Source organism: Rhodopirellula baltica SH 1 (assembly GCF_000196115.1).
Lineage (GTDB): Bacteria > Planctomycetota > Planctomycetia > Pirellulales > Pirellulaceae > Rhodopirellula > Rhodopirellula baltica.
Window position 1 is genome coordinate 1,900,282 of record NC_005027.1, and the last position, 24,661, is coordinate 1,924,942.

The 24,661-nt window shown below is 55.2% G+C and carries 22 protein-coding genes and 2 pseudogenes; 13 read left to right on the top strand and 11 right to left on the bottom strand.

The genetic code is table 11. The features are described 5' to 3' along the window. Nucleotides 1-620: 620 nt before the first annotated feature. The gene (locus tag RB_RS07215; RefSeq protein ID WP_011119479.1) at nucleotides 621-1,529 is read right to left on the bottom strand and encodes a hypothetical protein; all 909 of its coding nucleotides are present in this window, start codon (nucleotides 1,527-1,529) and stop codon (nucleotides 621-623) included. Between the two features lie 827 nt (nucleotides 1,530-2,356). Between RB_RS07215 and RB_RS28515 the strand changes: the two genes are divergently transcribed. After that, a complete protein-coding gene (locus RB_RS28515; protein ID WP_164921660.1) occupies nucleotides 2,357-2,539 on the top strand; it encodes a transposase in 183 nt (60 codons plus the stop codon). A 109-nt stretch (nucleotides 2,540-2,648) separates the two neighbouring features. Beyond that, a complete protein-coding gene (locus tag RB_RS07225) occupies nucleotides 2,649-2,948 on the top strand; it encodes a hypothetical protein (protein ID WP_164921661.1) in 300 nt (99 codons plus the stop codon). A gap of 307 nt (nucleotides 2,949-3,255) precedes the next feature. Here the strand turns inward: RB_RS07225 and RB_RS07230 are convergent, their stop codons facing one another. Together RB_RS07230 and RB_RS07235 are read right to left on the bottom strand one after the other, a co-directional pair. Next, nucleotides 3,256-3,717, bottom strand: coding sequence for a DDE-type integrase/transposase/recombinase (locus tag RB_RS07230; RefSeq protein ID WP_011119486.1), 462 nt, complete (start codon nucleotides 3,715-3,717; stop codon nucleotides 3,256-3,258). Nucleotides 3,718-4,185: 468 nt separating this feature from the next. Then, nucleotides 4,186-4,404, bottom strand: coding sequence for a hypothetical protein (locus RB_RS07235; protein ID WP_164921662.1), 219 nt, complete (start codon nucleotides 4,402-4,404; stop codon nucleotides 4,186-4,188). On the opposite strand from RB_RS07235, the gene RB_RS07240 reads away from it, so the two are divergent. The 5 genes from RB_RS07240 to RB_RS28520 all read left to right on the top strand — a co-directional run bounded on the left by RB_RS07240 (nucleotide 4,403) and on the right by RB_RS28520 (nucleotide 9,147). Continuing rightward, a complete protein-coding gene (locus RB_RS07240) occupies nucleotides 4,403-6,499 on the top strand; it encodes an SHD1 domain-containing protein (protein WP_231846294.1) in 2,097 nt (698 codons plus the stop codon). The genes RB_RS07235 and RB_RS07240 overlap by 2 nt on opposite strands. Nucleotides 6,500-6,689: 190 nt before the next feature. Continuing rightward, entirely contained in the window at nucleotides 6,690-7,310 is a 621-nt protein-coding gene (locus RB_RS07245) for an FAD:protein FMN transferase (RefSeq protein ID WP_231846295.1), read from the top strand. A 32-nt stretch (nucleotides 7,311-7,342) separates the two neighbouring features. Beyond that, complete coding sequence (locus RB_RS07250) at nucleotides 7,343-7,816, top strand: Rrf2 family transcriptional regulator (RefSeq protein WP_164921663.1); 474 nt, start codon at nucleotides 7,343-7,345, stop codon at nucleotides 7,814-7,816. Further along, nucleotides 7,800-8,495, top strand: coding sequence for a class I SAM-dependent methyltransferase (locus RB_RS07255; RefSeq protein ID WP_011119492.1), 696 nt, complete (start codon nucleotides 7,800-7,802; stop codon nucleotides 8,493-8,495). The genes RB_RS07250 and RB_RS07255 overlap by 17 nt, the downstream gene beginning before the upstream one ends. A 472-nt stretch (nucleotides 8,496-8,967) precedes the next feature. Beyond that, complete coding sequence (locus RB_RS28520; protein WP_164922765.1) at nucleotides 8,968-9,147, top strand: DUF1330 domain-containing protein; 180 nt, start codon at nucleotides 8,968-8,970, stop codon at nucleotides 9,145-9,147. A gap of 111 nt (nucleotides 9,148-9,258) precedes the next feature. On the opposite strand, the gene RB_RS07265 is transcribed toward RB_RS28520, so the two are convergent. From RB_RS07265 to RB_RS07290, 6 genes and pseudogenes are all read right to left on the bottom strand, one after another. Continuing rightward, nucleotides 9,259-10,242 carry a zinc-dependent alcohol dehydrogenase family protein gene (locus tag RB_RS07265; RefSeq protein ID WP_011119496.1) on the bottom strand — a complete coding sequence of 328 codons (984 nt, stop codon included), beginning with the start codon at nucleotides 10,240-10,242 and terminating at the stop codon, nucleotides 9,259-9,261. A gap of 132 nt (nucleotides 10,243-10,374) precedes the next feature. Continuing rightward, the gene (locus RB_RS07270) at nucleotides 10,375-11,076 is read right to left on the bottom strand and encodes an isochorismatase family protein (protein ID WP_164921664.1); all 702 of its coding nucleotides are present in this window, start codon (nucleotides 11,074-11,076) and stop codon (nucleotides 10,375-10,377) included. Between the two features lie 129 nt (nucleotides 11,077-11,205). Next, on the bottom strand, nucleotides 11,206-11,862 hold the full coding sequence (locus RB_RS07275) for a helix-turn-helix domain-containing protein (RefSeq protein ID WP_231846296.1): 657 nt from the start codon (nucleotides 11,860-11,862) through the stop codon (nucleotides 11,206-11,208). Nucleotides 11,863-12,394: 532 nt separating this feature from the next. Continuing rightward, a complete protein-coding gene (locus tag RB_RS07280; protein WP_011119501.1) occupies nucleotides 12,395-13,240 on the bottom strand; it encodes an alpha/beta fold hydrolase in 846 nt (281 codons plus the stop codon). A 220-nt stretch (nucleotides 13,241-13,460) separates the two neighbouring features. Further along, a complete protein-coding gene (locus RB_RS07285; RefSeq protein ID WP_011119503.1) occupies nucleotides 13,461-13,868 on the bottom strand; it encodes a DMT family transporter in 408 nt (135 codons plus the stop codon). Between the two features lie 365 nt (nucleotides 13,869-14,233). Continuing rightward, nucleotides 14,234-15,046, bottom strand: a pseudogene (locus tag RB_RS07290) (oxidoreductase). 150 nt (nucleotides 15,047-15,196) lie between these two features. Between RB_RS07290 and RB_RS28320 the strand changes: the two are divergent. The 6 genes and pseudogenes from RB_RS28320 to RB_RS07320 all read left to right on the top strand — a co-directional run bounded on the left by RB_RS28320 (nucleotide 15,197) and on the right by RB_RS07320 (nucleotide 22,101). After that, on the top strand, nucleotides 15,197-15,508 hold the full coding sequence (locus RB_RS28320; protein WP_011119508.1) for a LysR family transcriptional regulator: 312 nt from the start codon (nucleotides 15,197-15,199) through the stop codon (nucleotides 15,506-15,508). A gap of 12 nt (nucleotides 15,509-15,520) precedes the next feature. Beyond that, nucleotides 15,521-16,144 (top strand): annotated as a pseudogene (locus RB_RS07300) (LysR family substrate-binding domain-containing protein); the annotation flags it as partial. Nucleotides 16,145-16,668: 524 nt separating this feature from the next. Then, complete coding sequence (locus RB_RS07305; RefSeq protein ID WP_164922767.1) at nucleotides 16,669-17,667, top strand: FAD:protein FMN transferase; 999 nt, start codon at nucleotides 16,669-16,671, stop codon at nucleotides 17,665-17,667. A gap of 198 nt (nucleotides 17,668-17,865) precedes the next feature. Beyond that, a complete protein-coding gene (locus RB_RS07310) occupies nucleotides 17,866-18,387 on the top strand; it encodes a hypothetical protein (RefSeq protein ID WP_037227447.1) in 522 nt (173 codons plus the stop codon). A gap of 43 nt (nucleotides 18,388-18,430) precedes the next feature. Continuing rightward, a complete protein-coding gene (gene speA, locus RB_RS07315; protein ID WP_011119511.1) occupies nucleotides 18,431-20,437 on the top strand; it encodes a biosynthetic arginine decarboxylase in 2,007 nt (668 codons plus the stop codon). Between the two features lie 89 nt (nucleotides 20,438-20,526). Then, a complete protein-coding gene (locus RB_RS07320; RefSeq protein WP_011119512.1) occupies nucleotides 20,527-22,101 on the top strand; it encodes a bifunctional GNAT family N-acetyltransferase/carbon-nitrogen hydrolase family protein in 1,575 nt (524 codons plus the stop codon). Nucleotides 22,102-22,267: 166 nt separating this feature from the next. Here RB_RS07320 and RB_RS07325 read toward each other — a convergent pair whose 3' ends face one another. Further along, nucleotides 22,268-23,026 carry a hypothetical protein gene (locus tag RB_RS07325; protein ID WP_007326758.1) on the bottom strand — a complete coding sequence of 253 codons (759 nt, stop codon included), beginning with the start codon at nucleotides 23,024-23,026 and terminating at the stop codon, nucleotides 22,268-22,270. A gap of 169 nt (nucleotides 23,027-23,195) precedes the next feature. After that, nucleotides 23,196-24,590 carry a beta-ketoacyl-[acyl-carrier-protein] synthase family protein gene (locus tag RB_RS07330; RefSeq protein ID WP_011119514.1) on the bottom strand — a complete coding sequence of 465 codons (1,395 nt, stop codon included), beginning with the start codon at nucleotides 24,588-24,590 and terminating at the stop codon, nucleotides 23,196-23,198. Nucleotides 24,591-24,661: the final 71 nt, after the last annotated feature.

Genomic DNA, 24,661 nt, shown 5'->3' on the forward strand with positions numbered 1-24,661 from the left:
CTTGCTGGATCCTTTTGCTTGCCCGCGCTGATGTTACGCGGGCAGCAACGACCGGCCCAATGGCCACACCGCTCGCCCGCGTTTTAACCGCCAATGCCCTTGCGGAACTCATCTAAGAGGCCTGACCCCTGATATCTCCCCAGGCCATGACAGTGTTTTTCTTCCACATCTCATTGTTATGCCAGTTTGCTCTTGTCGCTGATGAACCCGCTGAGTTATGCCCAACAAAACGCCAACGGAGCCCGAAGAACCCCGCTGACGCACTAAAACTCTCGGGGCAAAATGCCCCTAATGGTTGCTATCGAAATCGTTTTCGACGACGATAGGGGGTGATGTAAACCGATTTCTCGCCGCGTCCGTAGGAACCCCACGGGCGGCGATAGTGGCCGGAAACATGCTCAAAATCAAATTGGAGTTGGTACATAGTATCACCTGCGAAAAATGGTTTCGCGGGAACCATTCTAGCCAGGCAACACCGTGCATTTGTCGGGCACTGCCTGACCATCCGCTGGCTGGTCCAAAGCCACGGATGAAACTAGGGGTGACCCGGTGATTTCCGTCGAAAAGAATCACCGGGTCACTTTCTTTCTGGCCGCCCTAATGGCCACATGCAATAGGCATTATTCTGCCTCCTTGGGCGACTTAAATCGGAAGAGTGTTTGCCCGTTTGGACCCTTTCGAGAGATTCGGTCGAAAAGCTCACGGTTTGAGGCGTAGATTACCTGTCGCAAGGCGCTAATCGGCCGACCGGTTTCGTTCGCAACGTCTGACATGGTGAAATAGTCGTGCCCGTTCTCGGCGGACCATGCGACGATCGCCTCGAACGTCGTCATCCCTTCGTATTTCGGATTGCATTTATTGCTAGGCGGCTTCGCAGGGAGCGAATAGCTTATGGTCCCATCTTTGGGATAACGGACGATGGTGCCGGTTTTGACCGATCGAGAGACGATCGTGCGAACCACGGCAGTGAAGTCGGGGGTGTCTGATTTAGCTTGATCCTCAATCCCCTTAGCAATGTCGGCGATGGTGCCCTCGCCATGCTGATCGAGCCAATCCACGATCAAGGATGTCGTTGTTACGCGAGGTTTTTTGCACTCGACGAGCCTTGTGCCGACCCGGCTCTTTTCCCCAACGACGCCATTTTTCCATAGGACGATGTCGTCATCGCCGGTTTTGCTGGTGAAGCGACCTTTCAACCTTTTCGCGTAAAGAACTGCGCCGACGATGCTTTTTGGGACCCCAGCCCCTTCACTAATTTCGTTCGCGGACTTCCAAGGGTTCTCTGCAAGGAATGCTGTGATCTTGTCGATGTGAGTCACCGACGCTTCATCGTCTTGTTCTCGCTTAGCTGCATTTCCCACATCAGGTGCAATTTCGCTCGATTCGTCAATCAGCTTGTTCGGGAGGTGTTCGAGCAAGCGTATGACGTAATCTTCAAAAATCTTCGGATGTTCATCTGCAAGCGGGATCACGAAATCGAGTGATTCCTTGAGTTTTGCGTAGATGTCGAAGGTATCGAGGTTTGTCACTGCAATGAAACGCTGTCGCTTAGTGGCCGCGAGAGTTTGGTTGTACTGGTAGTGAGGATTCTTACCGACATGCAGGCCGTGGTCAACCCTTTGTTATGTGGTGACGAAGTTTAATTTCTATGCCATCACATTTTTTCGAGCAAAGCAATGTTTTTCTAGTCCAAACCGGGCCAAGGGCATTGTTAGGCGGCCACGAAAACTGTCCTGCATTCACGTTTTTCTCGGCTTGAGCCGGAAACTCTCCCGCATACCGGAGAGGAAGAGAATGTGACAGGACTCTTTTCTCTGTCTGTTTTTTTTGGGGCCCTTCACGTTGGCGGAGGGAGATTCGAGGTCAACGCGACGTACGAGTGCCGAAAAGGGTGTCCGACACGGGAAAGCCAAGGGACATAGCACCTTTGTGGGGTGATGGCCAATACGCGACCAGGCAGAATGAGTGCACTTGCTGATGACGCACGCTGGCTAAGCTTTCCATCGTGAGAATTCATGAACGGTGAGCGATGCCGCGATGTTGACACGCAAAAATTCGATCATCAGCTCAGAATGCCTTCCAATGGGTCAGGTCTCTATTAACCGCGCTCTGCACAGAAGCATGCGATCGTGTTATTCACTTTGCGGACACGGAAAACGCATCGCGGGGGTCTGGCTAGGTATCCAGTTATTAGTGTCACAGGGGTCAGGAAACGCTTCGCTAGGGTCAGGCTGGGTTTTCGATTTTAAGTCCGATAGGTTGTTGATCTTTAACTTCTGAGTTCCGCCTGGGGAGGCACGGACTGATGGCGAGGCACCTTCGCGTGTAGTTTCCTGGTGTGATTAATAACGTTGTCATGCGTAGTGATGGGCGACGGACGCATTTCTATGACGATGGACACTATGATCGATTTACTAATAGCCTCAAAGAAGAAGTCACTCGATCAGGCTGGAAAATTCTCGCGTTTTGCTGGATGCCAAATCACATCCATTTGTTGTTGAAAACGCAGCAGTTACCGAGGATACGCTCGAAGAATTAGCCAAGTGGATTGGATCGCATATGACGACCTGCATCTGTACCGGGTGGCCGCCAATGGAGGATAGGACCCAGCAAGGGCCTATCGGCAGTATGTCACTCAAGGATTCGAGGTGCCGGAGAATCCGCTCTTCCGAGCACTCAGCGACTGCGTGCTTGGTAACGAAGCATTTCTCAAGAAGTCCATTGCGATGGCTCAGTCCAGCGATACACAAGAACGTCAACGCACGACTCGCCGCTTGAGGGCTGTCACCTGCCAAGGGATCATCACCGAAACCGCTGCCTACGAAGAAGTCGACCGGACAGGGTCCATTGGTTTTCGAAGTGCGTCCGCAGGGTGCGAGATCGCAGCACTGCTATGCCGTCGTTGCGTCGCTGGTTCAGCGGGAATTGGAAATCGACCGATGGTTTGAAACGTAGTTTGGTGGCGTCCTTCGCCTTGTGATCCACGCATGCAGTGTCGAAGGGGTTTCGCTTTGTGGCGTATGCCGAAAGGGAAAGGTGGCGGTCATCAACTCGCGACAACTGGCTTCCTTTCGGTCGACGCACTTAATGCGGCGCCGAGGTTGCACCTCTGCAGAGCCCTATCCGCCGATCATGTATTGACATTCTCGTCTGCTCATCCGGCAACAGCAACTTCGCTGCCACCGCGCCGCGACGACGAATTCGAGCTTACGGTCTCGCTCGGAGTGAATTTCCGGTGCCAATCCGCCCAGGAAGTCAGCCGACGTAACATACGCCGATCTCGCTGTGAAGCCTGACCTCGTTGTAATGATGGACATATTCCGAGATCAGCTTGGTCGCTTCGTTGGGTTTTCGTGGACAGTTCGGACCAATTCTTTCAATCTTGAGCGACTTGTGCCACCTTTCGAGCTTGCCGTTGCTCTGTGGATAGTACGGACTGGTTTTTACATGTGTCATTCCGCTGTGACGGACGAACACCTTGAAGTCACCGGCGAGGAATTGAGGACCGTTGTCGCTGATGATCCGAGGCTTCACACCGGGCCGTTTTTTCACTGCCGCCTGGTAGATGATTTCCACTTCCAGTTCGGTCATCGACTCGCGTAGTTCATGACGCACGATGTACCGGCTGTGGCCATCAAGCATCGCGGTCAAGTAGAAGAACGTTCCGCCAGCATTGATGTAGGAAATGTCGACATGCCAGTGCGCATGGGCTTTCAATGGATGTTTGAATTCGTTTCCTTTTGCGATGCCTCGTTACTTTTTCGATCCAGTCGGCCTACGACCTTGAGCACGCGATAGACCGTTGGCGGAGCGACTGTCAAGACATCATCACCGAGCTTCATGAACGTCAGTCGACGGTAGCCTTCGAGCGAGTTCTTGTCGTAAAAATGGACAATCGTCTGCTTCTCCCATCTTCCAGCCACCATTCCCTAAGAACTTTGCCGTTGTGGGCATTCACCTTGCCGGCCTTGGTCGAGCGGGGGTTTCGAAAGCCCGTTCAGCTTGGCTCATGACGGCATTGATCCCTTTTCAGCGGCCGCGAACGAGCGTCGTTTTCGTGTCCTTGTAAATCATCTCGGGAAGAAATGGGTCATCATTTGGCAGATTTCCAATTTCAAAAGAGGCAGGATAGTAATTTTGGATTGTTCATCCCAACAAAGTGCAGAATCAACGCGTTCCGAATGATCAGCCACTCAGTTCCGGAAGAATCAACTTGCAAACCTGGAACAACCGAATCACAAACTTTTGAATGTTGTAGGGCGGACATGGTTTGTATTGCATGACGAATCTCGCCAGGAGAGAATCGGTTGCCCCTCGCACTTCGCTCAATCCGCCTGTGGTGATCGCGGTTGCTCGAAGATCGCATCCATTGCGTTCTAAATCTCTTTGGAAAGCTCTTAACATGTCATGTTTCTCACGGATTCGACTCTCGATAGCGATCGTGTTGTTGGCAGCAGGGCCGTGCTTCGCTCAGCAACCTGGATCGAGGTTTTTCACGGACCAAACCGGGAAATTCCGCATTCGGGCCGTGGTGATGGACCTGGACGAAACCAATGTCAAGCTCAAGAAAGCGGATGGCGTGGAAGTGGTCGTGCCACTGAATCGCCTGTCGGACCGCGATCAAACCTTTCTGCGTGACATGCTGCAGAAATACAAAGCGATGGTTGGTGACTTTCCAATCGGGACGAAGGTCGAGATCAAGTCGACTGGAGGATGGTATCCCGGAGAGGTGCTTCAAGTTCAGCCTGGCAAATACTTCATTTCCTTTGACGACTATTCAGACCGTTGGAACAAATGGGTCACGGCAAAAGAATTGCGGCTGATTCCAGCGGAGGAGACTTCTGCGGAGATTGAGAAGGATGCTACCGATGATAAATCCAACGAACCTGAGATGGAAGCGTTCGCCAGTGTTCCCGAAGAGGCAGAGAACACTGCCGTCAGCACACCGAATGTTCCTTTATTGACGTTCGAACTGCCGCCGGCGACACCTCCAGTCTACAGTCATGAGTCGATCCAAAGCCGCCGGTTTGTCAGTCACCTCGCAGAGAACGGTTGGCAATCTCCCATCCAAACCGAAGCCGGACCGACAATCGGAAACTGGACCTTTCAGTTCGAATCGTCTCCGCTGAACAAACCGTGGGATGCATTTCTTCCCTCGGTCCACCGCCAGCGGGCTTTGTTGGTCAGGGACAATCAGTCGGTTGCACTCAACTTGACCGACGGCACCGTTGAGTGGCAGACCGATCAACTGCCTAGCAAGTTGATTCAGCCATTGGCGCTGTCGGATGACGGGCGACGTCTGATCGTTTCTCTCAATGACGAGGAATCTCGTCCCACTGGGCTTTGCGTCTATTTGATCGAAAACAGTTCGGCCAACATCGAGTGGGTCTGGCGTCCCGTTCCCGAGTCACATCAAGTGAGCCAAGTTCAATCAGCGTTCTGGCTCAAGAACGATCGCGTGGCCGTGCTCGATGAAAAACGCTTCGCGGTTTGGATGCCGGAGACGAAGTCACAACATGCCATCATCACGGCCAACAGCAAGACACCCATTGAGTTTTCGCCTGCCAGCGAGATTGCTGCCTTCTTTGTGTTTGGCCATATCACCATCTACAAAACGGATGGCATTCGAGTCTTGGCGAACACAGAACCGCTGAGATCTGGCGTGAAGAAGGTCAGTTTTGCCCCCAGTGGAAGCAAACTGATTGTCAGCGGTGCAGACGCTCCAACCATCGTTTCATTGAAAGACGGAAAGCCGCTGAAATTGGAATCCGATCTCCTATCCGATTCCGTTGTCGAATGGATCGACGATCGATACACGCTCATCGACGGAGAGTCCATCTTTGACACGAAATTCAATCGAATCGTTTGGAAGTTCAACTGCACTTTTCGTGGCAGACCGGCCGGTTCCGTCAGCACCCTGGCGGGGAAGTTGCGAATTCACAACGACCGTGAATCCAAGATTCTCATTCGAGGCTTGTTTGATGTCATTGACCCTGAAAAGCTCAAGCCACCTGCCCCCAAAGTTGCATTGGTCCGGCCTGGTGCGAAGGTTGCCATTCGCGTCGCGGGATCGTTGGCGGACAAGTATCGACAGCCCATCGAGTCTCAGTTGGAGGCGATGGCAAAGCAGAATGGCTGGATCGTGGACCCGTCCGGCCCACTCAAGCTCCGAGCCGACGTCAACGAAGTGACTGAATCCATCGAATTTGAAACGTCCAGCATCATCGGATTTGGCAAGAAGAACCAGACCATCCCGGTGACGTACGGAACGTATCGGCTCGCTATCTACGACGGTGACGAGCCACTCATGATTCGAGGTTTTCGATCGCTGGTGACCACGATGGGTGTGATTCCGCGAAGCAAAACCGTTCAACAGTGGGTCAACGAACGAAGTGAGTTTGACATCGGCAAGATCAAAACCGTCACCTTCCCAGCGACGATCGAGCCGAAGCCTGTGAAGGAAACGATCGGCTTGACGGATATCTGGACAATCCAATGAGTTCGCTGCTGATTGGTCATTCCCCGATGAGTCGCGGGTGTGCAATCGGAGTGCATCGATGGGGTTTTCCACAGCAGTCGACTTGCCTCTATCATGTGTCGCCGCCTCCGAACGGCCGGGTAGACTTGGGGCCCGGTAGATTTGGGACCCGGTAGACTTGAAAAACTGACACAGAGAGAAGACTGCGTTGTTGGAATTGAAGCATCGTGCGATGGCGTGTGACTTTGTGGTTCTCGTACCGGATGAGAATCAACGAGTCGGCAATCGGTCCGTCGCTGATGTTGTCCTGCGGCATTTAGAAGCGATCGAGGAGATTGAATCTTCGCTGACGGTCTATCGAGGTGACAGCGAGATCGCTCGGGTCAATGCGTTGGCGTCTGAAAAGCCAGTTCATTTGAAGCCCGCCACGTTTGAGCTTCTGCAGAAAGCAAACGCCCTCGCTGAACGCACCCAGGGAGCGTTCGACATCACGGCGGGGCCTCTCGTCGAAACCTGGGGGTTCACCAAACGTGAAGGTCGGAAACCCAAACCGGATGAGATCGAATCGGCTCGAGAGCGTGTCGGTTGGAAGCGTCTGATTCTGGATGTGGAGAGTCGCACCGCTCGATTCGCGGTCGAGGGCATGTCGCTGAACATGGGTGCTATTGGCAAGGGGCACGCCATCGATGTTTTGGCGGCTGCACTGCGAGCCGACGGAATGTGTGACTTTCTAATCCATGCGGGGCATAGCGAGCGTTCCAGTCTGGTTGTGACAACATGTTGCTCCTGGAGTGAGTGGCTGAGCCGTCGCGGCTTTCCGAGCCGAGCTTGACTGACCTGCTTTCACGTAATACAGTATGTTACATGAAACGAGATAGCAAGCTATCCGGCGTCCTGCACATTTTGTTGCACATGGCGGAGCTGGACGAACCGGTGACTTCGGACGATTTGTCGAAGATCATGGACACCAATCCCGTCGTAGTGCGTCGATTGATGGCTGGGCTTCGCGAGCAGCAGTACGTGCTAAGCGTCAAGGGCCACGGAGGCGGTTGGACTTTGGCGTGCGAACTGGCCGATGTCACTTTGCTGGACATCTACGAGGCGGTGGGAAGCCCGAGGTTGTTGGCGATGGGCAATCGAACGGAGGCTCCAGGATGTTTGGTGGAGCAATCCGTGAACGCCGCACTGGGCAAAACGTTTGACGAAGCCGAGCAACGGCTGCTCCGGCGGTTGGGGGAAGTCACGCTCGCCTCGCTGAGCGCCGACTGCCACCAACGCCTCAATACGAAAGGCATTTCCATCAAAGCCAAACGGAACCGACATGGACTCCAAAGCTGATTTTCTCGAAGCGGCATTTCACGCGCCGGAAGCGGTCGCGAAATACGTGGATTCGGCACCGATCGCCGTTCCGGGATTCGGGGACATGCAGCGGATGGCGGCGTTGTTGCTGGCCGAGCGGGTGCAAAGCCATGGCCGTATCCTGGTCATTGGAGCCGGCGGTGGACTCGAGTTGAAGGTGTTCGCGGAAGCGGAACCGAGCTGGGAATTTGATGGCGTGGACCCTTCTCCGGCAATGCTGCAACTTGCCGAGCAAACGCTGGGGCCGCTTGCCTCGCGAGTCAGGCTGCACGAGGGCAAAGTCGATGCTGCGCCAGAGGGTCCGTTTGATGCGGCCACGTGCATTTTGACATTGCATTTTGCAGACCTGGAAGAGCGAAAACAGATGTTGACCGCCATTCGTCAGCGGCTCAAGCCACAAGCACCGTTCATCGTGGTACACCTGAGTTTCCCTCAAACCGATGGTGCGCGCGAGCGGTTGCTCTCACGATACGCAGCCTACATGGTTCGCCCCGCCGTTGATGCCGAAAAGGCATCGCAGTTCCGAAAGGCTGTGGACGCCTATCTAACCATCCTCGAACCCCAGCGGGACGAATCGCTTTTGCAGGAAGCGGGGTTTTCGGACGTCGAACTGTTCTACGCCGGGTTCGCTTTCCGAGGCTGGGTGTCTTACGCATAAAGGCACGGCCGTTGGAGACCGGGGTTTGGTTGCGTGAGTCAAGGAAACGTAGAGCCGCAGGGAACGCGGAGCTGATCCTCGCTTGGACTCAGCGTCTTTGTATTACGATTCAACTTGCCCCTCGTAGTGGACGACGCGAGGAGTCCCCTTCACGAGAAAGCCGACGACGCGAAGAATCCTCGCGGACGCGGGGCTTCTCGCTTCGTCTATTTCGGGATGGATGGGGGAAGGACTCGTCGCCTCGTCCACTACGGGAGGTGACGGCCATTCTTAGGTCGAGGCCGCTGACTAGCAAACGGACAACTCACCGTTGGCACGCGGACACGTTTTGAAAACTAGCGCTGCCTCGTGGGCTGGGCTTTCAGTACTCTGGAGAGGAAAAGAGTTGCGGACTCGTTTCGGGGGCTTACGCCGAATTTCGCATGTGATTCGATGAAAACCATCCGCGTGATTCGCGGGGCAGGTTAAGCCTCTGGCCGCGTATGGTTCTCATGTAACGTTGGAGGGACCAGAAGTCGAAGGCGCCGTCATCGCAGAGTTTCCGACGATGGAGGAGGCCCGCGCTTGGTACGACAGCCCTGCCTACCAAGAAGCCGCTCAGCACCGTTTCCGTGGCGCAGTCTGCCGCGGCCTTATAGTGGAGAGGAAATGACCCGGAGACTCCGCGAAATACATGGGAAGTTGCGTTCGTAATACCTTACTGAACAGGTCGATCGTTTCAGCTCGGCTCCAAATATGTCACCGTGAACGCCTTCTCTCTTTGTTACTCCATGGATTCGCGAATCCGATCGTCGATTGCAATCGCAATCTTTCCTTGAACACCGTTGTTGGAACTCTCAAGGCGCGCTTGTGCGAGCGGAATGTCGGCGAGCGAATAGACAGCGCCTACGTGTGGCTTCAGCTGACCGCGCTCGACCAAGGCACTCAACTCATCAAGCTTGCCCCGATTTTGTCTTGTGAAAACGAAGTGATAACTCGCGTTTTTGCCCCAGGCTTGAATGACGTTTTGTGGCAGCGCGGTGTCCACGATCGTGACAACGCGGCCAAGTTGAGCCAGCGCGTCGGGGCTGCGCGACAAGGTGTCGCCGCCGATGGTATCGAACACCACATCGACTCCTCGTCCATCCGTTTCCCGCATGATGCAATCGACATAATCCTCCTTTTGGTAGTCGATAATGACATCGGCCCCCATGCTTCGTGCGAACCTAGCGTTTGCGTCGCGCACGGTCGTAAACACCTTCGCTCCGATGGCCTTTGCGAGCTGGATCGCCACATGACCGACTCCTCCTGCGCCACCGTGTACCAGAATGCTTTCGCCGACTCTCAGCACCGCACGAACGATCAGTGCTTCCCACACCGTTCCGCCAACCAAGGTCAAGCTGGCCGCCTCAAGATGGCTCAACGAGGCCGGCTTCTTTCCAATGATGCTTTCGGCGGCAACGTGGTACTCGGCATAACTTCCGGGCCCGTCAAATATTTGCGGGGTGTACCAGACTTCGTCTCCTGGAGAGAAGGTCGTCACGCCCGCTCCGACTTCTTCGACCACGCCAGATACGTCGTGTCCGGTAATGGCCGGCAGTTGCACCAGGTCGTGATAATCGCCGCGTCGGACCTGGTAATCCAACGGATTGATGGAGGTTGCATGTACCCTGACCAGGACTTGCCCCGCGCGCGGTACGGGCTTGGGGACGTCACAAAGTTCGAACGATTCCAGGCCCCCAAATGAATGAAGTACGATCGCTTTCATCGCGATGCTCTTTTCTGTGAAACGATAAATGAACTAGCTGAGCAACCTGGGCGGCAAAGCAACGATGGATATCAAGAAGCGAACCTGCCCCGCCGATCAGATGCATGGGCCAGGTTCGGCATCTTCACTAGCTCAGCGAGCGTGGATCACTTCTTCGCCCGCACCGGCCTCGAACTTGTCCAGCTCGGTTTCGTGCCCGTCGCGTTGCACGCTTTGTGCCTTGTCGTAACTCTCCATCAGCGCCCGGTAGTGCGGCACGAGGTCGACCATCACGGCTGCGAAGTCCATCGCGTCGGGGCGGTTCCACGTGCTCATCAGTTCGCCTAGTACGGCAAACGTGTCGATCGGGATCGCTCCAGCTTGAGCGATTCGGGCGAGCGTCAAGTCGGTGGCCATTTGGGAGTGGTTGCCCGAAGCGTCGATGATGCAGAAGACCTTGTACCCCGCGGCGACAGCGCTGATTGCGGGAAACGCCATACAGACGCTCGTCAGCGTGCCAGCAATGAGCAACGTCTTGCGGCCCGTGTTCTCGATGGTTTCAACCCACGGTGGGTTGTCCCAGGCGTTGACTTGGCCCGTCCGCGGGATGTACACCGCCTCCGGGTTCTGCTCGTGGATTTCAGGAATCAGCGGGCCATTCGGTCCGTCCGGAACCGAGGCCGTCGTGAAGGTTGGAACCTTGGCGAGACGGGCCACCTTCGCCAAGGCGATAACGTTGGACCGCAGGACGGGAAGTTCGATGTCCTTAACCAGTTGAAATAGGCCGCTCTGGTGGTCAATCAGCAGCATCACCGCATCGTCCGGGTCGATCATCCACTTGTTGACTGTACTCATGATTTTCTCCTGAAGAAAAGAGCTCTCTGTTCGGCACCGCGACACCGCGATGTCTGAAAAACAGAATAGAAGGCAGGAGCAGAAGAGTATCGGAGGTTCTTGCTGACTCTTTGGCGATTCTTGCTGTGTTTAGGCGAATCGCCTGGGAGTGACGCCAACGAGCCGTTTGAAGTGTCGGGTAAGTTGGCTTTGGTCGCTGAAGCCTACCTCGATGGCGATCTGAACAAGCGAGAGCTGTCCGGCGGCGATGAGTCGCTTGGCGTGCTCGACGCGCTGGTGGATGACGAACTGATACGGCGGCAGGCCGGTCGTCTGCTTGAACAGCCGGGCGAAGTGGAATTCGCTCAGGTGGGCGACATCCGCAAGGTCTGCGAGGGCGATGTTTTGGTCGAGATGCGCGTGGATGTACTCTTCGACTGCTCTCAAGGTATGTCGCGGTAGACGGCCGCCTGCCCCGCGGATGCCCCCGCCCGAACCCTGCCTGTTGGACATCTGTCGAATCAGTTGGACGACCAGCACGTTTGCCAGCGACTCGGCACACAGACGCCCGCCCGGACCGCCGGTAACCAGCTCGTGGCGAAGGGCCGTAAGGGTCTTGATCACCTCGGGGCTCGATTGGTCGTAGTAGCGTACCGGAAACTGAATGCGGGCCGGGTCGAGATCGAATGCCTCTTCCGCCACTTTGGAGATCAAGGCCGGGGACAATTGATAGTGGGTCGAGTCGGTGAAGTCGCCTGTGTACCGCCACCGCCACTGGCTCTCGATGCCGGGCGGCAGAAGATTCACGGCGTGCGGCAAGCCGTCCCCGCTGTACCGCTCATTATCGCAACGGTGATCAGTCCGCTCCGGAAAGATCTTGCCTGTGAGTACGACCATTAGACACGCGAGGGGTGGATGTACGAAGTCGCTGGCGGGCTGTGGTGTGTTGTATTCGACTCGAAGACCATTCCAGCCGTGCGTCGCGCTCGTATGCTGGAACGCATACGGAATGTGTCTCAGCCGATCATCGGGAGTGAGCGGACGCAAGTGTTTCGGTGGTTGGATTGTCCGCGTCATGATGCAACCTGTTGATCTATGCCTCCATCTCCGTTCGCCAAAGCTAGGCGACAGGGGGGGCGGAGGAACCTCTGAACTCCGACAAGCCGTGAAGTGGCGCGGCCTGCCGCAGCATCATTGCAACACATTGTTCGGCACTGCCGACCACCTTCATGGTAATGCTTTCGGGGCCAACTGCACAGCAACCCAATCGGAACTCGACCGGTAGAACAGAGGACAGGATTTGAACATCGCATCGCCTACCGTCTGATAATCGAGCTACTCAGGTGCCGACTGACTCGCCTTGAATGAAGGCCAACAGATCCACATTGATGACATCGCTGTTGGTGGTACACATTCCGTGCGGGAACCCTTTGTAGATCTTGAGCGTGCTTTGCTTCAGTAGTTTTACCGCGAGCATCGCGGAAGCTGCGATGGGCACGATCTGATCATCATCACCATGCATGACAAGTGTTGGCACGTCAATCGCCTTCAGGTCGTCGGTGAAATCCGTTTCCGAGAACGCCTTGATCCCATCGTAGTGCGCCTTGGCACTTCCCATCATTCCCTGCCGCCACCAGTTCTGCACGACAGGTGCGGAGGGTGTCACCTCCGGACGGTTGAAGCCGTAGAAAGGTCCGCTGGCGACGTCCCAATAGAATTGCGCACGATTGGCGAGCAACTGCCCACGAAACCCATCAAATACTTCGATTGGCAGGCCATCCGGGTTGTGCTGCGTTTTCACCATCAACGGCGGAACGGCGCCAATGAGTACTAGCTTCGCAACGCGTCCGGCTCCGTATTGCGCGACATAACGCGCCGCTTCACCGCCGCCTGTTGAGTGGCCGACATGAATAGCGTCTCGCAAATCGAGATGATTCACCACGTCGGCAACGTCGGCAGCATAATGATCCATGTCGTGACCATCGCTAACCTGACTGGATCGCCCATGGCCTCGTCGATCATGCGCGATCACGCGATAGCCTTTGGACAGGAAGAACAGCATCTGGGAATCCCAGTCATCGGAGCTGAGAGGCCAGCCATGATGAAAGACGACAGGCTGATCGCTAGGCTTTCCCCAGTCTTTGTAGAAAATGTTTGCACCATCAGCGCTAGTAACAGAGCTCATGGGTAGGTCCCTTGTTCAAAGTGAATTGTATTGCAATAAAAAATTCGTCGGGGAAGGCGAAGCGTTGTCTAATCTCGATTCCCTTTCAGAATACTAAGCGTAGCCGACAGACAGACGGGGACGTGACCAACGCTCCCCGCCCCTCCGAAATGCTGGTTCCATTTAGCCTACCCCACTGTGCGGTCCTAAAACCGTTTCACGAAAACGACGCCGACGACAATCAGCACGACCCCCATGATCCGCCCCAAGCTGACCGATTGTTGCTGAGCGACAAGGATATTGTAGTGCTCCAGAAAAATGCCATCGCCATTTGGCCGGCAACGATCAGGCTAAATGCAAACCCCGGCCCAAGCTTCGGAAACACCAGAATAACGATCGTCTCATAGGTGGCTTCCAATATCCCGCCGATCCAGTATTTCGGTGGCAACTGTTTGATGCCTGTCCAGATAACCGCTTGCCTGGTCAGCAGGATATAGGACAGCAATGCCACCGTCCCGACTGCGAACGATATGAACGCCGCATGAGCCGAACTGGCTCCTGCTTTTCCAAGCTTCGCGTTGACACCGCCTTGTAGCGGCAATGCGGAGCCGGCTGCGAGAGCCATTAGAATCCAGATCAGTTTTGCCATGATTTTCTTTCGAGTTGGAACCGCGGTTGTGCGAGCAGGGTTGATGCGTGAGTGAGCAAGCGGGTTTGTGGTGGCGATCGTCAGCTTCAGACAAGGGAGGGATAGTTGGTGTAGCCCTCTGCTCCGGGCGCATAGTATGTCGCGACTTCAGGCTCGTTGAGCGGTGCGTCAGCTCTCAGGCCTTAGGGCAAATCGGGGTTCGCTATGAACTTCTGGCCGAACACAACGGCATCGGCTTCCCTTGTGCGTATCGCATTGGCTGCCGACGTTTTATCGTAGCCACCGTTGGCGAATAGCACGCCTTCAAATTCGGCTCGGATATAAGCTTTCACGCGGGGTGCATCCGCGTTGTAGAGTCGACCCGGTCAAATCGCTTCTGCGATATGCAGGTAGGCGAGCTGGAACGTGTTATGCATCTGCGCTGCCCGCGAACACAATTCAATGGGATCGCTACCTGCCATCCCGTTGCCACTCATGGGAGGACTTAAGCGAACACCCGTACGATCCGCCGACCATGCGTTGTTGACTGCCGTAAAAACTTCGCGGAGAAACCGCAGGCGATTCTCTATTGAGCCGCCGTATTCGTCGGTGCGTTGGTTCGAGGAATCTCGCAAGAACTGGTCGATCAAATATCCATTCGCGCCGTGGATATCGACACCATCGAATCCCGCATCCCGCGTTGTCCGGTTGCCTTGGCATAGTCTTCAATGACGCTTGCAATTCCCGATGTACTCATGGCCTGAGGAACGACATGCGGCTTCTTGCCAGTGGGGGGTGTGAGCTTCGCCGGTTGCCGCGATAGGACTGGGACCAACCGTCAATTGACCGCTTTGATAGTCTGGGTGCGACACTCGGCCCATGTGCCACAGTTGCAAAAAAATTCGCCCACCGGACGCGTGAACGGCGTCGGAAATTCGCTTCCATCCTTCGACTTGCTCAGCAGTATAGATGCCGGGAGCACCGTGCCAGCCATACCCCTGCTCACTGATCGCGGTCGCCCCCGAGATGATCAGGGCAGCACTGCTTCGTTGGTAATAGTATTCTTCCATCAATTCATTCGGAACTCGATCCGTAGATCGTGCTCTCGTCAAAGGGGCCATCACGATCCTGTGGGGGAGTTCGATTGCACCGATGCAGAGTGATTGAAAAAGCAACTCGTTATCGCTGACTTGTGTCATTTCGTTTCCTCAGATAATTGGTTTTCGAATCGGCTTCTCTGCAATGACATTGCAGCAGGCTGCCGTTGCACAAGGGTTATCGGATCCATCTATGCATTCGTGAAACGCATAACTGTTTCAGCAGTAATCGGTTTTTCGTATAGCTGAAGAATGGAACTTCGACACTTTCGTTACTTCGTCGCCGTGGCGTCTGAACTGAGTTTTTCCAGAGCGGCTGAGAAGTCGTTAGTCGCTCAGCCTGCGCTAGGCACTCAAATTGCTGATTTGGAGCGGGAAATCGGTACCTCACTATTTTTCCGTAATAAGCGAGTCGTCCGCCTGACTGCAGCCGGGACCGTATTCCTCGAAGAAGCTCAAGCCATCCTGGAGGCTGGCGAAGCCGCAAAGCTGAAAGCGCTACGTGCTTCGCGTGGCGAATTCGGTGAGTTGTCGATTGGATTTTTTGCTGCTCCCACCATGTAGTTTCTTCCTGATTTAATCAGGCGTTTTCGACTGCGGTATCCGGATGTCACCATCCGGATGTTCGAGATGACGCCAGACAAACAGTTGGATGCGCTGGAAAGCGGCGAAATCAGCGTCGCCTTTACACGGCCGTTGCCACCGGGCCATCCAGACCTCGTCACGCAGATTTTGTTTCGTGAACGTCTGCTTGCCGTCATGGCTGAGACCCACTCGCTTGCATCACGTCGGCGAGTCCGGCTCAGCGATCTTGCCGAAGAACGATTTGTTCTTTTGGACCGCGGCGTTGCGATCAGCCTTTACGACCACATTATCGCAGCGTGCTCGTCGGCGGGATCCTCGCCCGTGGTCGCTGGTGGCGCCGACCTGATGGCCACCGTGTTAACGATGGTGGCCGCCGAACAAGGCATCAGCATCGTGTCCGAAAGCGTTCAGAACCATCGCAGTCAGCAGATTTCCTTCGTTTCAATCGAGCCAGCGATGAAGCCAATCCCGTTGGTCGTGTGCTGGCACTCGAACCACGAAAGTCCACCTCGAGACGCATTTCTGCAACTCGTCCACGAACGAAAAACGACCATTCAGCAGGAGTGCGTCAGGCAGCCTGATGTGCAAAAATCGGCAAGAAAGAACCGATCATGAAAACAGCAGGTCCGTGAACTCGTGCTGTCATTCATATCGATATGCCAGAAGTGGCCGATGCGTTGACTAGTGTAGAGCCTCGCTCAGTCGTTGAATGATCAGCATCCTTCTTTGCTACGTCTAACCCGTGGCCGAGAGGCCAGGAGCGGCAAGGTCATGCAATCAATCAACCTACGGCAAAGGCCGACCTGCTTCGCATTTGATGGGGAGGTCGATTGAACTGGCAGTCAACACCAATCTTTCGGCGTAAACCCTTGCCATTCAAAGAAAGACAGCTGGCCGCAAATCGATGTGGCAAGCTGTATTAGCATCAGGTCGGGGCGACAGGATTTGAACCAGCGACCTCTGCGTCCCGAACGCAGCGTTCTACCAGGCTGAGCCATGCCCCGTAGAATGCGTCATTCTTCCAAAGGCAAAAGTCACGAAACAATGGGGTTTCGCGTTGAGATGGACCAGGATCTATCATGGAACATTGTTTTCCGTGTGATTTCGAGCCCGAGGCGGGCCGTGACTCCTTTGGGACAATGGACTTGTTGGAATTGAAGCATCGTGCGATGGCGTGCGACTTTGTGGTGCTGGTGCCGGACGAAAATCAACGCGTGGGCAATCGGTCCGTCGCTGATGTTGTCCTGCGTCATTTGGAAGCGATCGAGGAAATCGAATCTTCGCTGACGGTCTATCGAGGTGACAGCGAAATCGCTCGGGTCAATGCGTTGGCGTATGAAAAGCCAGTTCATTTGAAGCCCGCCACGTTTGAGCTTCTGCAGAAAGCAAACGCCCTCGCTGAACGCACCCAGGGAGCGTTCGACATCACGGCGGGACCTCTCGTGGAGACTTGGGGGTTCACCAAGCGTGAAGGTCGAAAACCCAAACCGGATGAGATCGAATCGGCTCGAGAGCGTGTCGGTTGGAAGCGTCTGATTCTGGATGTGGAGAGTCGCACCGCTCGATTCGCGGTCAAGGGCATGTCGCTGAACATGGGTGCGATCGGCAAGGGGCACGCCATCGATGTTTTGGCCGCTTCAATGCGTGCCGATGGCATGTGTGACTTTCTGATCCATGCGGGGCATAGCAGCGTTCTGGCGGCGGGCGACCAACAACCAGTTGCGACATCTGATGAGAACGAGGTGGAACACGACTCAGAGCGGCCGAAGGGTTGGCTGGTTGGCGTCTCTCATCCGACCCGACCGGGGAAACGTCTTGGGGGGCTTTGGCTACGGGACGAGGCGCTTTCGACCAGCGGCAGCGGAAAACAGTTTTTTCATCATCAAGGCAAACGTTACGGACACGTGATTGATCCACGGACGGGGTATCCGGCTGGCCAGTGGCTGTCCTTGACGTTGACGACGACTCACGCCGTGGACGCGGATGCCCTGTCAACGGCTTTGTTTGTCATGGGAAAGGACGATGCAAAAGCGTATGCTGCCGAGCATGGGATCGGATTGATTCTGGTCAGTGCCGGGAAACGACAGGAGGAGGTCGTGTTGGACAAGTCAGGCCCCTTGATCTGGCACAACACTTGAGCATCACCGGAGTTCATCCGCGAAGAAATTCCGGTCAGTCGGAGCCTGCCGAATCCGTTAGGGTCTGCGGCCTTCAAAACTGTCTTCCTCGTTTTGGCGATGATTTGGAATGTCGCCGACAGTGACTCTCAAACCGAAGCCTCATCATCAATTCGCCGACACTTCCCACGTCTGCATTGTTCTTGCCGATACGCCTTCATGTCTGATTCTTCAACTCACCGCAACGCGACAACCGCTCCCGACAACGACGCGGATCCAGCCGTTTACGAGCCGCCGCGATCAATCGCGCCGACTCCGCAGCTGTCCACCCGCGGACTGTTCGTTGCTCTGGCGACGGTCTGTTTTGTTCCTCTGTTTGGGCTCAGCATTTACGCGGTGATTTTCGGAAAGGCGAGTGAACACGGATTGCCGGTCGAGATCCTGATCGACCGCCGACCGCTGATGACCGTCGAAGGCAACTCTCAGATGATGGACGATGTCGTCGTCGTCACCAACGAAGCGGACTTTGAAATTCCCAATCTGACGATGAACCTGAACGGACAGTACTTTCTGTACCAAGACAAACCGCTGGCGGTGGGAGAAACGCTGGTGCTACGTCAGGCGGCATTTGCGACCAAGAGCAGCCAATTTTGGGTTCCGGGACGCTATCCAATCACAGAAATTACCGTAACTGGGAAGTTGCCCACTGGTGCACGAGGCGTGAAAGAGGTGCAATTCTGAATCTCACATTTCAAACGCAAACCTCTTTCACAGGGAATTCTGGGTGAGCTCGGTTTTGGATTCCAAATGGACTCGCAGCGACGCGTCCAAAACGTACGACATCGACCGCTGGGGCGCTGGCTACTTTTCGATTTCTGATGCCGGCACAGTGTTGGTTTCACCGGATCGGGATCCGTCTCAAAGCATCGATTTAAAAGAGCTGGTCGATCGTTTGGGGCAGCGCAACTTGGACCTGCCGATTCTGCTCCGTTTCAACGGGATTCTTCGAGATCGATTGCGCGAGCTGGATCGTTGTTTCAAAAACGCGATTCATGATCACAAGTACCAAAGCCGCTATCGCTGCGTCTTTCCAATCAAAGTCAACCAGCAACGCGAAGTGGTCCAGCAGATCGTCAGCGAAGGTGCTCGGCTGGGATTTGGTATCGAAGCGGGAAGCAAACCAGAATTGGTCGCCGCCGTGGCAATGGGCGACGCCAACGTACCGATTGTTTGCAACGGTTTCAAAGACGAAGAGTTCATTCGGTTGGCGTTGTTGGCTCAACGGTTGGGGCGAAATGTGCTGCCCGTTGTCGAAAAGGTCAGTGAGCTGGATTTGATCTTGGACGTCGCCAAGGACATCGGCGTACGTCCAACGATCGGGATGCGAGTCAAACTGGCGACCCGCGGAAGTGGTCGTTGGCAAGCGAGCGGTGGATACCGCAGCAAGTTTGGCCTCACCGTTGCCGAGTTGTTGGCTCAATTGGATCGCTTGATCGCGATGGACATGGGCGATTGCCTTCAGTTGCTGCACTTTCATGTCGGCAGCCAAATCGGAAACATTCGTCAACTCAAATCGGCCATTCTCGAGGCCGCGCGAATCTACGTCGACTTGGTTCGCCGTGGTGCAGGAATGCGCTACCTCGATGTGGGCGGTGGACTCGGTGTTGACTATGACGGTTCGCGCAGCGACAGCGAATCGAGCATGAACTACACGATGCAGGAATACGCCAACGACGTCGTCTATCACACCCAAACCGTGTGCGACGAAGCGGGAGTCCCGCACCCCGAGTTGATTTCGGAATCGGGCCGGGCAGTCGCGGCTCACCATAGCGTGTTGGTGATGGAAACACTGGGGGTGACTTCCCAGGGCGTTGCAAATTTGCCGTGCTGGGCCAAGGTCGAAGGCGAACCGGTATCGCCCGATCACGGCGGGATCGAAATGGATTCCGTCGGTGCGATCGAAACATCCGAAATGGAAGGCCCACCGGAATCATACGAGCAACCGGTGCATGACTTGTGGGTCGGCTACGTCAACATGACGCAGGCCAACATGATGGAAACCTTTCACGACGCGCAGGTGGCACTGGACCTGTGCATGAACCTCTTCAGTGGTGGTTACTTGCCGTTGGAACAACGCGTCGCGGCGGAGAACCTTTACTTTGCGATCTGCCATCGTGTTCGTGAATTGGCGGAATCGATGAAGGAGCGTCCCGATGATTTGAAGCATCTTGATCGGATGCTGTCAGACATCTACTTCGCCAATTTTTCGTTGTTTCAATCGATGCCTGATTCCTGGGCGATCGACCAATTGTTCCCGATCATGCCGATCCATCGTTTGCTAGAAAAGCCATCGCGACATGCGGTTTTGGGTGATATCACATGCGACAGCGATGGCAAAGTCGACGCGTTTGTTTGCGGCGGCGGACGTCAACGGACACTGATGCTGCACCCGCTGAAATCTGGTGAACCGTATCAGTTGGCGGTCTTCATGGTGGGAGCTTACCAGGAGATCTTAGGTGACTTGCACAATCTGTTTGGTGATACGCATGCCGTGCATGTGGACATCGAGGACGGTGTGACCAAAGTTCGATCGATCGTCAAAGGCGACACGGTTTCGGAAGTGTTGGGGTATGTCCAATACGAAGATCGAGAGTTGATCGAGAATCTCCAAGAGTCGGTGGAATCCGCGATTGGAAACGGACACATCGATCATCAGCAGGCAGGCGAGACAGTTGCCGCGTACGAACGTGCGCTCAGTGGCTACACGTATTTGTCGACGCGGACGAAATAGTTCGTGGATCTGCTGTGGTTCCGTGGCAGGACAATTGCACGGTTCGTTGTTGAGTCGTTTTCTCCTCTTCGGTTCTTTGACTGGCTTTTATGTCGACGCCCACCCCTGACTTTGATGTTTCTAACTTTGAACGCGAGCTGATTCTTCGGAACATGCGCATCGAGGACTATGACTCGATGGTTGCCATGCAGAAGGCGTGCTTTCCGGACATGCAGCCTTGGACGAAGGAGCAGGTCGAAAGTCAGCTCGCTCACTTCCCGGAAGGCCAGATCGTCATCGAGTGCGACGGCAAACTCGTCGCCAGCAGCAGTAGCTTGCTGCTGCATTACGAAGACGACCTGGAATGGCACGATTACAAGAAAATCGCAGACATTGGTTTCATTCGAAATCATCAGCCAACCGGCGACACGTTGTACGGCATCGAGATCATGGTGCATTCCGACTTTCGCGGCATGCGTCTGTCTCGACGACTCTATGATGCACGAAAAGAGCTTTGTCGTTCGCGAAATATTGAGCAAATGATCGTTGGCGGCCGCATTCCTGGCTATCACTTGCACGCGGAGGAGATGAAGGCGTCCGAGTACATTGATCGTGTCATCGACAAAACATTCTTCGACCCGGTTCTGACGGCTCAAATTGCCAACGGTTTTTCACTGCAGGGTTTGATTCCAAACTACTTGCCCACGGACTTGCAGAGCTGCGGCTATGCGACGTTCTTGGAATGGAAGAACCTGGATTATGTCTCGGCGGGAAAACGTCGGTTCCGCCGGACGGTTCGGCCGGTACGAATCGGCTCAGTCCAGTATCAAATGCGAGCGGTGAAGGACTTCGAAGAGTTTGCTCAACAGGCTCGCTATTTCGTAGACGTGGCGGGTGACTACAAGTGCGACTTTTTGTTGTTCCCAGAGTTGTTCACCACGCAATTGCTTTCCTTTCTACCGAATGAACGTCCGGGGCAAGCCGCTCGAACATTGGCCGAGTACACGCCGCAGTATTTGGAGCTTTTCAGCCATCTGGCCGTGAAGTTCGACACCAATATCATCGGTGGTTCTCACTTTGTGGTCGAAGATGAAAAGCTTTACAACGTCGCATTCTTGTTCCATCGTGACGGCGGGATCGACAAACAGTACAAGCTGCACATCACGCCGAGCGAACGAAAATGGTGGGGCGTTGCCGGTGGGCCTGGGATCGAAGTCATTCAAACCGATTGCGGACCGATCTGCATCCAGGTCTGTTATGACATTGAATTCCCTGAGCTTTCGCGTCTCGCGGTCGAGAAGGGGGCCCAAATCATATTTGTCCCGTTCAACACCGATAATCGGCATGGCTACATGCGTGTTCGCACCTGCGCGGCCGCCCGTTGCGTGGAGAATCATGTGTATGTCGCGATTGCCGGTTGCACGGGCAATTTGCCGTTCTGCGAGAACGCAGACATTCACTACGCACAGTCGGCTGTGCTTACACCTTTGGATGTAACGTTCGCCCGCGAAGGGATCGGAGCAGAGGCCAACCCAAACATTGAGACGGTTGTGATCTACGATGTCGATCTAGAATTGCTACGTCGACATCGGGAACAAGGCAGTGTCCAAAACTGGAACGATCGACGTTTGGATCTCTATCGTTTGACTGAAACGAGAGCCGCATCGGGTGAGTCGCGGAGCTGAGCTTTTGCGATGCGGGCCGCTCGCGCAGCTGGCTGTTCAATCACCACCAAGTGACACCGCTGTCTATGCAAAAAGAGCGTGTGCGAAAATTGTCGCACACGCTCCTGATCGTTTGTTCTGAGTGATTCACGTTGCCTGGACGATGACCACCTCGATGTCGTTGCCTTTAGTAGAGCAGCAGTTCAAAACCGGCTCTCAGCACCACCGCGTCGTCGAAGCCCATGTTGGCTCCATCCCAGGTTGCGTAGTCACTGAAGTAGTCCAGGCCGAAAACGGTGCGGCCAGGGATTCCGCAGACAGTGATGTCATGTTTGACGTCGAACCCGAACGTCGTGGTGAACTTGTTGTTCGTTCCGGTGGTCACACCATCATTGCCAACATATTTGCCGTCGAGGTCATACAGTCCCAAACGCAGGTCCACCCAAACTGGACGACGCCCGAACGCGGTTTCCCAGCCGGCGACGACCAGTGCACCACGATAGGAGTTGTCCAGTTCGTTGTCGCCAATCTCTTGTTTCCATTCCATTTGGCTGTAACCGGTACCGGCGGACAGATCGTGAACGCCGAACGTCCATGTGTCCCGCATGATCGCGTCGAAGCCGTACATCTCGGTGTTGTCAGAGACGGCGTACGTGAAGTTTCCTTCAACGCTGGTTCGATATCCATCAAAGCGATGGTGACCGCGAATGTCGGTTAGAAAGCCAACGGAATCTCCCGAGTCGCCTTGGTAGGTGGGCAACAATGGAGCCCAAATCGCTTTGCGACTGGTCAGTTCGGTACCGTCGACTGCCTGGGCAGAGGATGCCGACCAGGTCACCGATGCGAAGCCAAGCACGGCCACCGCAATCTTCAGAATGGAATCAAATCGTCGTTTTGTCATCGCGTCGCTCAGGTTGGCATTGGGAGGATGCACAGGAACGAACATGCCTTGGCTTGTCCGAATGACGCGAGGACCGCCTCACGCGTCTGTCTGAGTTGACTTCGGCTGGGATCCAGTGGGCTCGACCAGAAAGTTAGAAGATTGGTCTCAAGTCCCGGAGCAAAGCCGACGCGTGACCCGTTTGTCGAAATCACAACGACTGATGCAGTTTTCCTCAAGTCGCAGAAACGATGACAGCCGTTGCCGAACCGTGTGAGGTGTGAGACAGCGCGATGACGTAAGGTTGCTTGAGTGGCGCAGATTCCTGAACAACATTCAGCGTCTCTGGACAATCCGCCGCGTGGGCGACAGGCGGTGCTGTGCCTCGCTGAGCCGCAACGACCGCGGCGGTTAGCCCCAACATTCCCGTCGCTGCGCCCGTATGGCCCAGTAACCCAATCGGCAAAGTCAACGGAACACCCGGCAAAGCTTTCGCAATCGCTCTGGCTTCTTGAGCGTCAATGACCGGGTCGCCCATACCGTGCCCCACCACCAATCCAATGTCATCGGAGCTCAATCCAGCATCAGACAATGCGCCCGCGATGGCCGCCTCGATTGCGGCGGCTGATCCCCGCCCAGCGTTCTCTTCGGACGAACTGGTGAATCGTCCCTCCGCGAATGCGGCGGACGGCACGAACCGCGACGCCATTCCCACGACTTTCGCGATTGGCGTACGTTTTCCTTGTTCAGCGGATTCGACGGTTTCCAAAATCACGCAAGCCGCGCCTTCGCCTCGCACGATTCCTTTGGCGTCTTTCGCATGAGGTCGGCTGCTACGCTCAACGGATGCCGACGCACCGGTCAGTGGTTGATCTTCGGTGAACATGGTTCGAGTCGTATTCATTCGCGAACCCGCTGCAGCAGCGACCATGATGTCCGCGATTCCGCGTCGCAGATAGCCGCATGCTTCCAACACCGCATTGGGACCGGACACATCGCCGACGGTCAACGTGTTGTTGGGGCCGTGTGAATTGACTGCAATTCCAACGTGACACGCCGGCATGTTGGGTAGGTACTTCAGCATCCACAGCGGCGTGATCGAACGCATCGCCGCGTTGCCGAATTTTGATCGATCGATTTCGTTCTCTTCGGTTTTGCAAGCGGCAAAAGCATCCGCCAATTCTTCCGGATCGCCATACAACATTTCGCTGCCGAAGACGGTTCCGATCCGATCCACTACGATGCGCCCGGATACCTTGGCTTGGTCTGCAGGTTCGGCAGGCAACAACGAGGACAGTCCAGCATCCTCGATCGCCATTTGCGAGGCCGCGAAAGATGTTTGGATTTCGCGACACATCACCTTCAGAGCTTTTCGCGGTTTTACGAACAGCTTTGGATCAAAGTCCGTGATCGGCGCACCGATTTCCACCGGTGACTCTTGCTCCGTGTCGCCGGAGGATCCCTGAACAAACTTGTATCGCGCCGTCGCATTTCGATCGCCGACGGTGGAGTCGACCAGTTCGATGACGCCGCTGTCCCCGTTGAGCAGAGATTCCGTGAAGGCTTCTCGCCCCAAACCGATTGATGAGACCACGCCGACGCCGGTGATCACGATGTCACTGCGGTTCATGAAAGAAATCGGTCAAAACAAGAGAAACGGGACAAGCGGGTGGCAGCAGTATGATCCGAGCGATGGAGTGA

Excerpts from the sequence above, each read along its gene's own strand:
- RB_RS07255 (WP_011119492.1), top strand. The coding sequence starts at position 7,800 with ATGGACTCCAAAGCTGATTTTCTCGAAGCGGCATTTCACGCGCCGGAA.
- RB_RS07280 (WP_011119501.1), bottom strand. The coding sequence starts at position 13,240 with ATGAGCTCTGTTACTAGCGCTGATGGTGCAAACATTTTCTACAAAGAC.
- RB_RS07235 (WP_164921662.1), bottom strand. The coding sequence starts at position 4,404 with ATGTTAAGAGCTTTCCAAAGAGATTTAGAACGCAATGGATGCGATCTT.
- RB_RS07305 (WP_164922767.1), top strand. The coding sequence starts at position 16,669 with ATGGACTTGTTGGAATTGAAGCATCGTGCGATGGCGTGCGACTTTGTG.
- RB_RS07250 (WP_164921663.1), top strand. The coding sequence starts at position 7,343 with ATGAAACGAGATAGCAAGCTATCCGGCGTCCTGCACATTTTGTTGCAC.
- RB_RS07270 (WP_164921664.1), bottom strand. The coding sequence starts at position 11,076 with ATGAGTACAGTCAACAAGTGGATGATCGACCCGGACGATGCGGTGATG.
- RB_RS07285 (WP_011119503.1), bottom strand. The coding sequence starts at position 13,868 with ATGGCAAAACTGATCTGGATTCTAATGGCTCTCGCAGCCGGCTCCGCA.
- RB_RS07325 (WP_007326758.1), bottom strand. The coding sequence starts at position 23,026 with ATGTTCGTTCCTGTGCATCCTCCCAATGCCAACCTGAGCGACGCGATG.
- RB_RS07310 (WP_037227447.1), top strand. The coding sequence starts at position 17,866 with ATGTCTGATTCTTCAACTCACCGCAACGCGACAACCGCTCCCGACAAC.
- RB_RS07240 (WP_231846294.1), top strand. The coding sequence starts at position 4,403 with ATGTCATGTTTCTCACGGATTCGACTCTCGATAGCGATCGTGTTGTTG.
- RB_RS07320 (WP_011119512.1), top strand. The coding sequence starts at position 20,527 with ATGTCGACGCCCACCCCTGACTTTGATGTTTCTAACTTTGAACGCGAG.
- RB_RS28515 (WP_164921660.1), top strand. The coding sequence starts at position 2,357 with ATGCGTAGTGATGGGCGACGGACGCATTTCTATGACGATGGACACTAT.
- RB_RS07265 (WP_011119496.1), bottom strand. The coding sequence starts at position 10,242 with ATGAAAGCGATCGTACTTCATTCATTTGGGGGCCTGGAATCGTTCGAA.
- RB_RS28320 (WP_011119508.1), top strand. The coding sequence starts at position 15,197 with ATGGAACTTCGACACTTTCGTTACTTCGTCGCCGTGGCGTCTGAACTG.
- RB_RS07330 (WP_011119514.1), bottom strand. The coding sequence starts at position 24,590 with ATGAACCGCAGTGACATCGTGATCACCGGCGTCGGCGTGGTCTCATCA.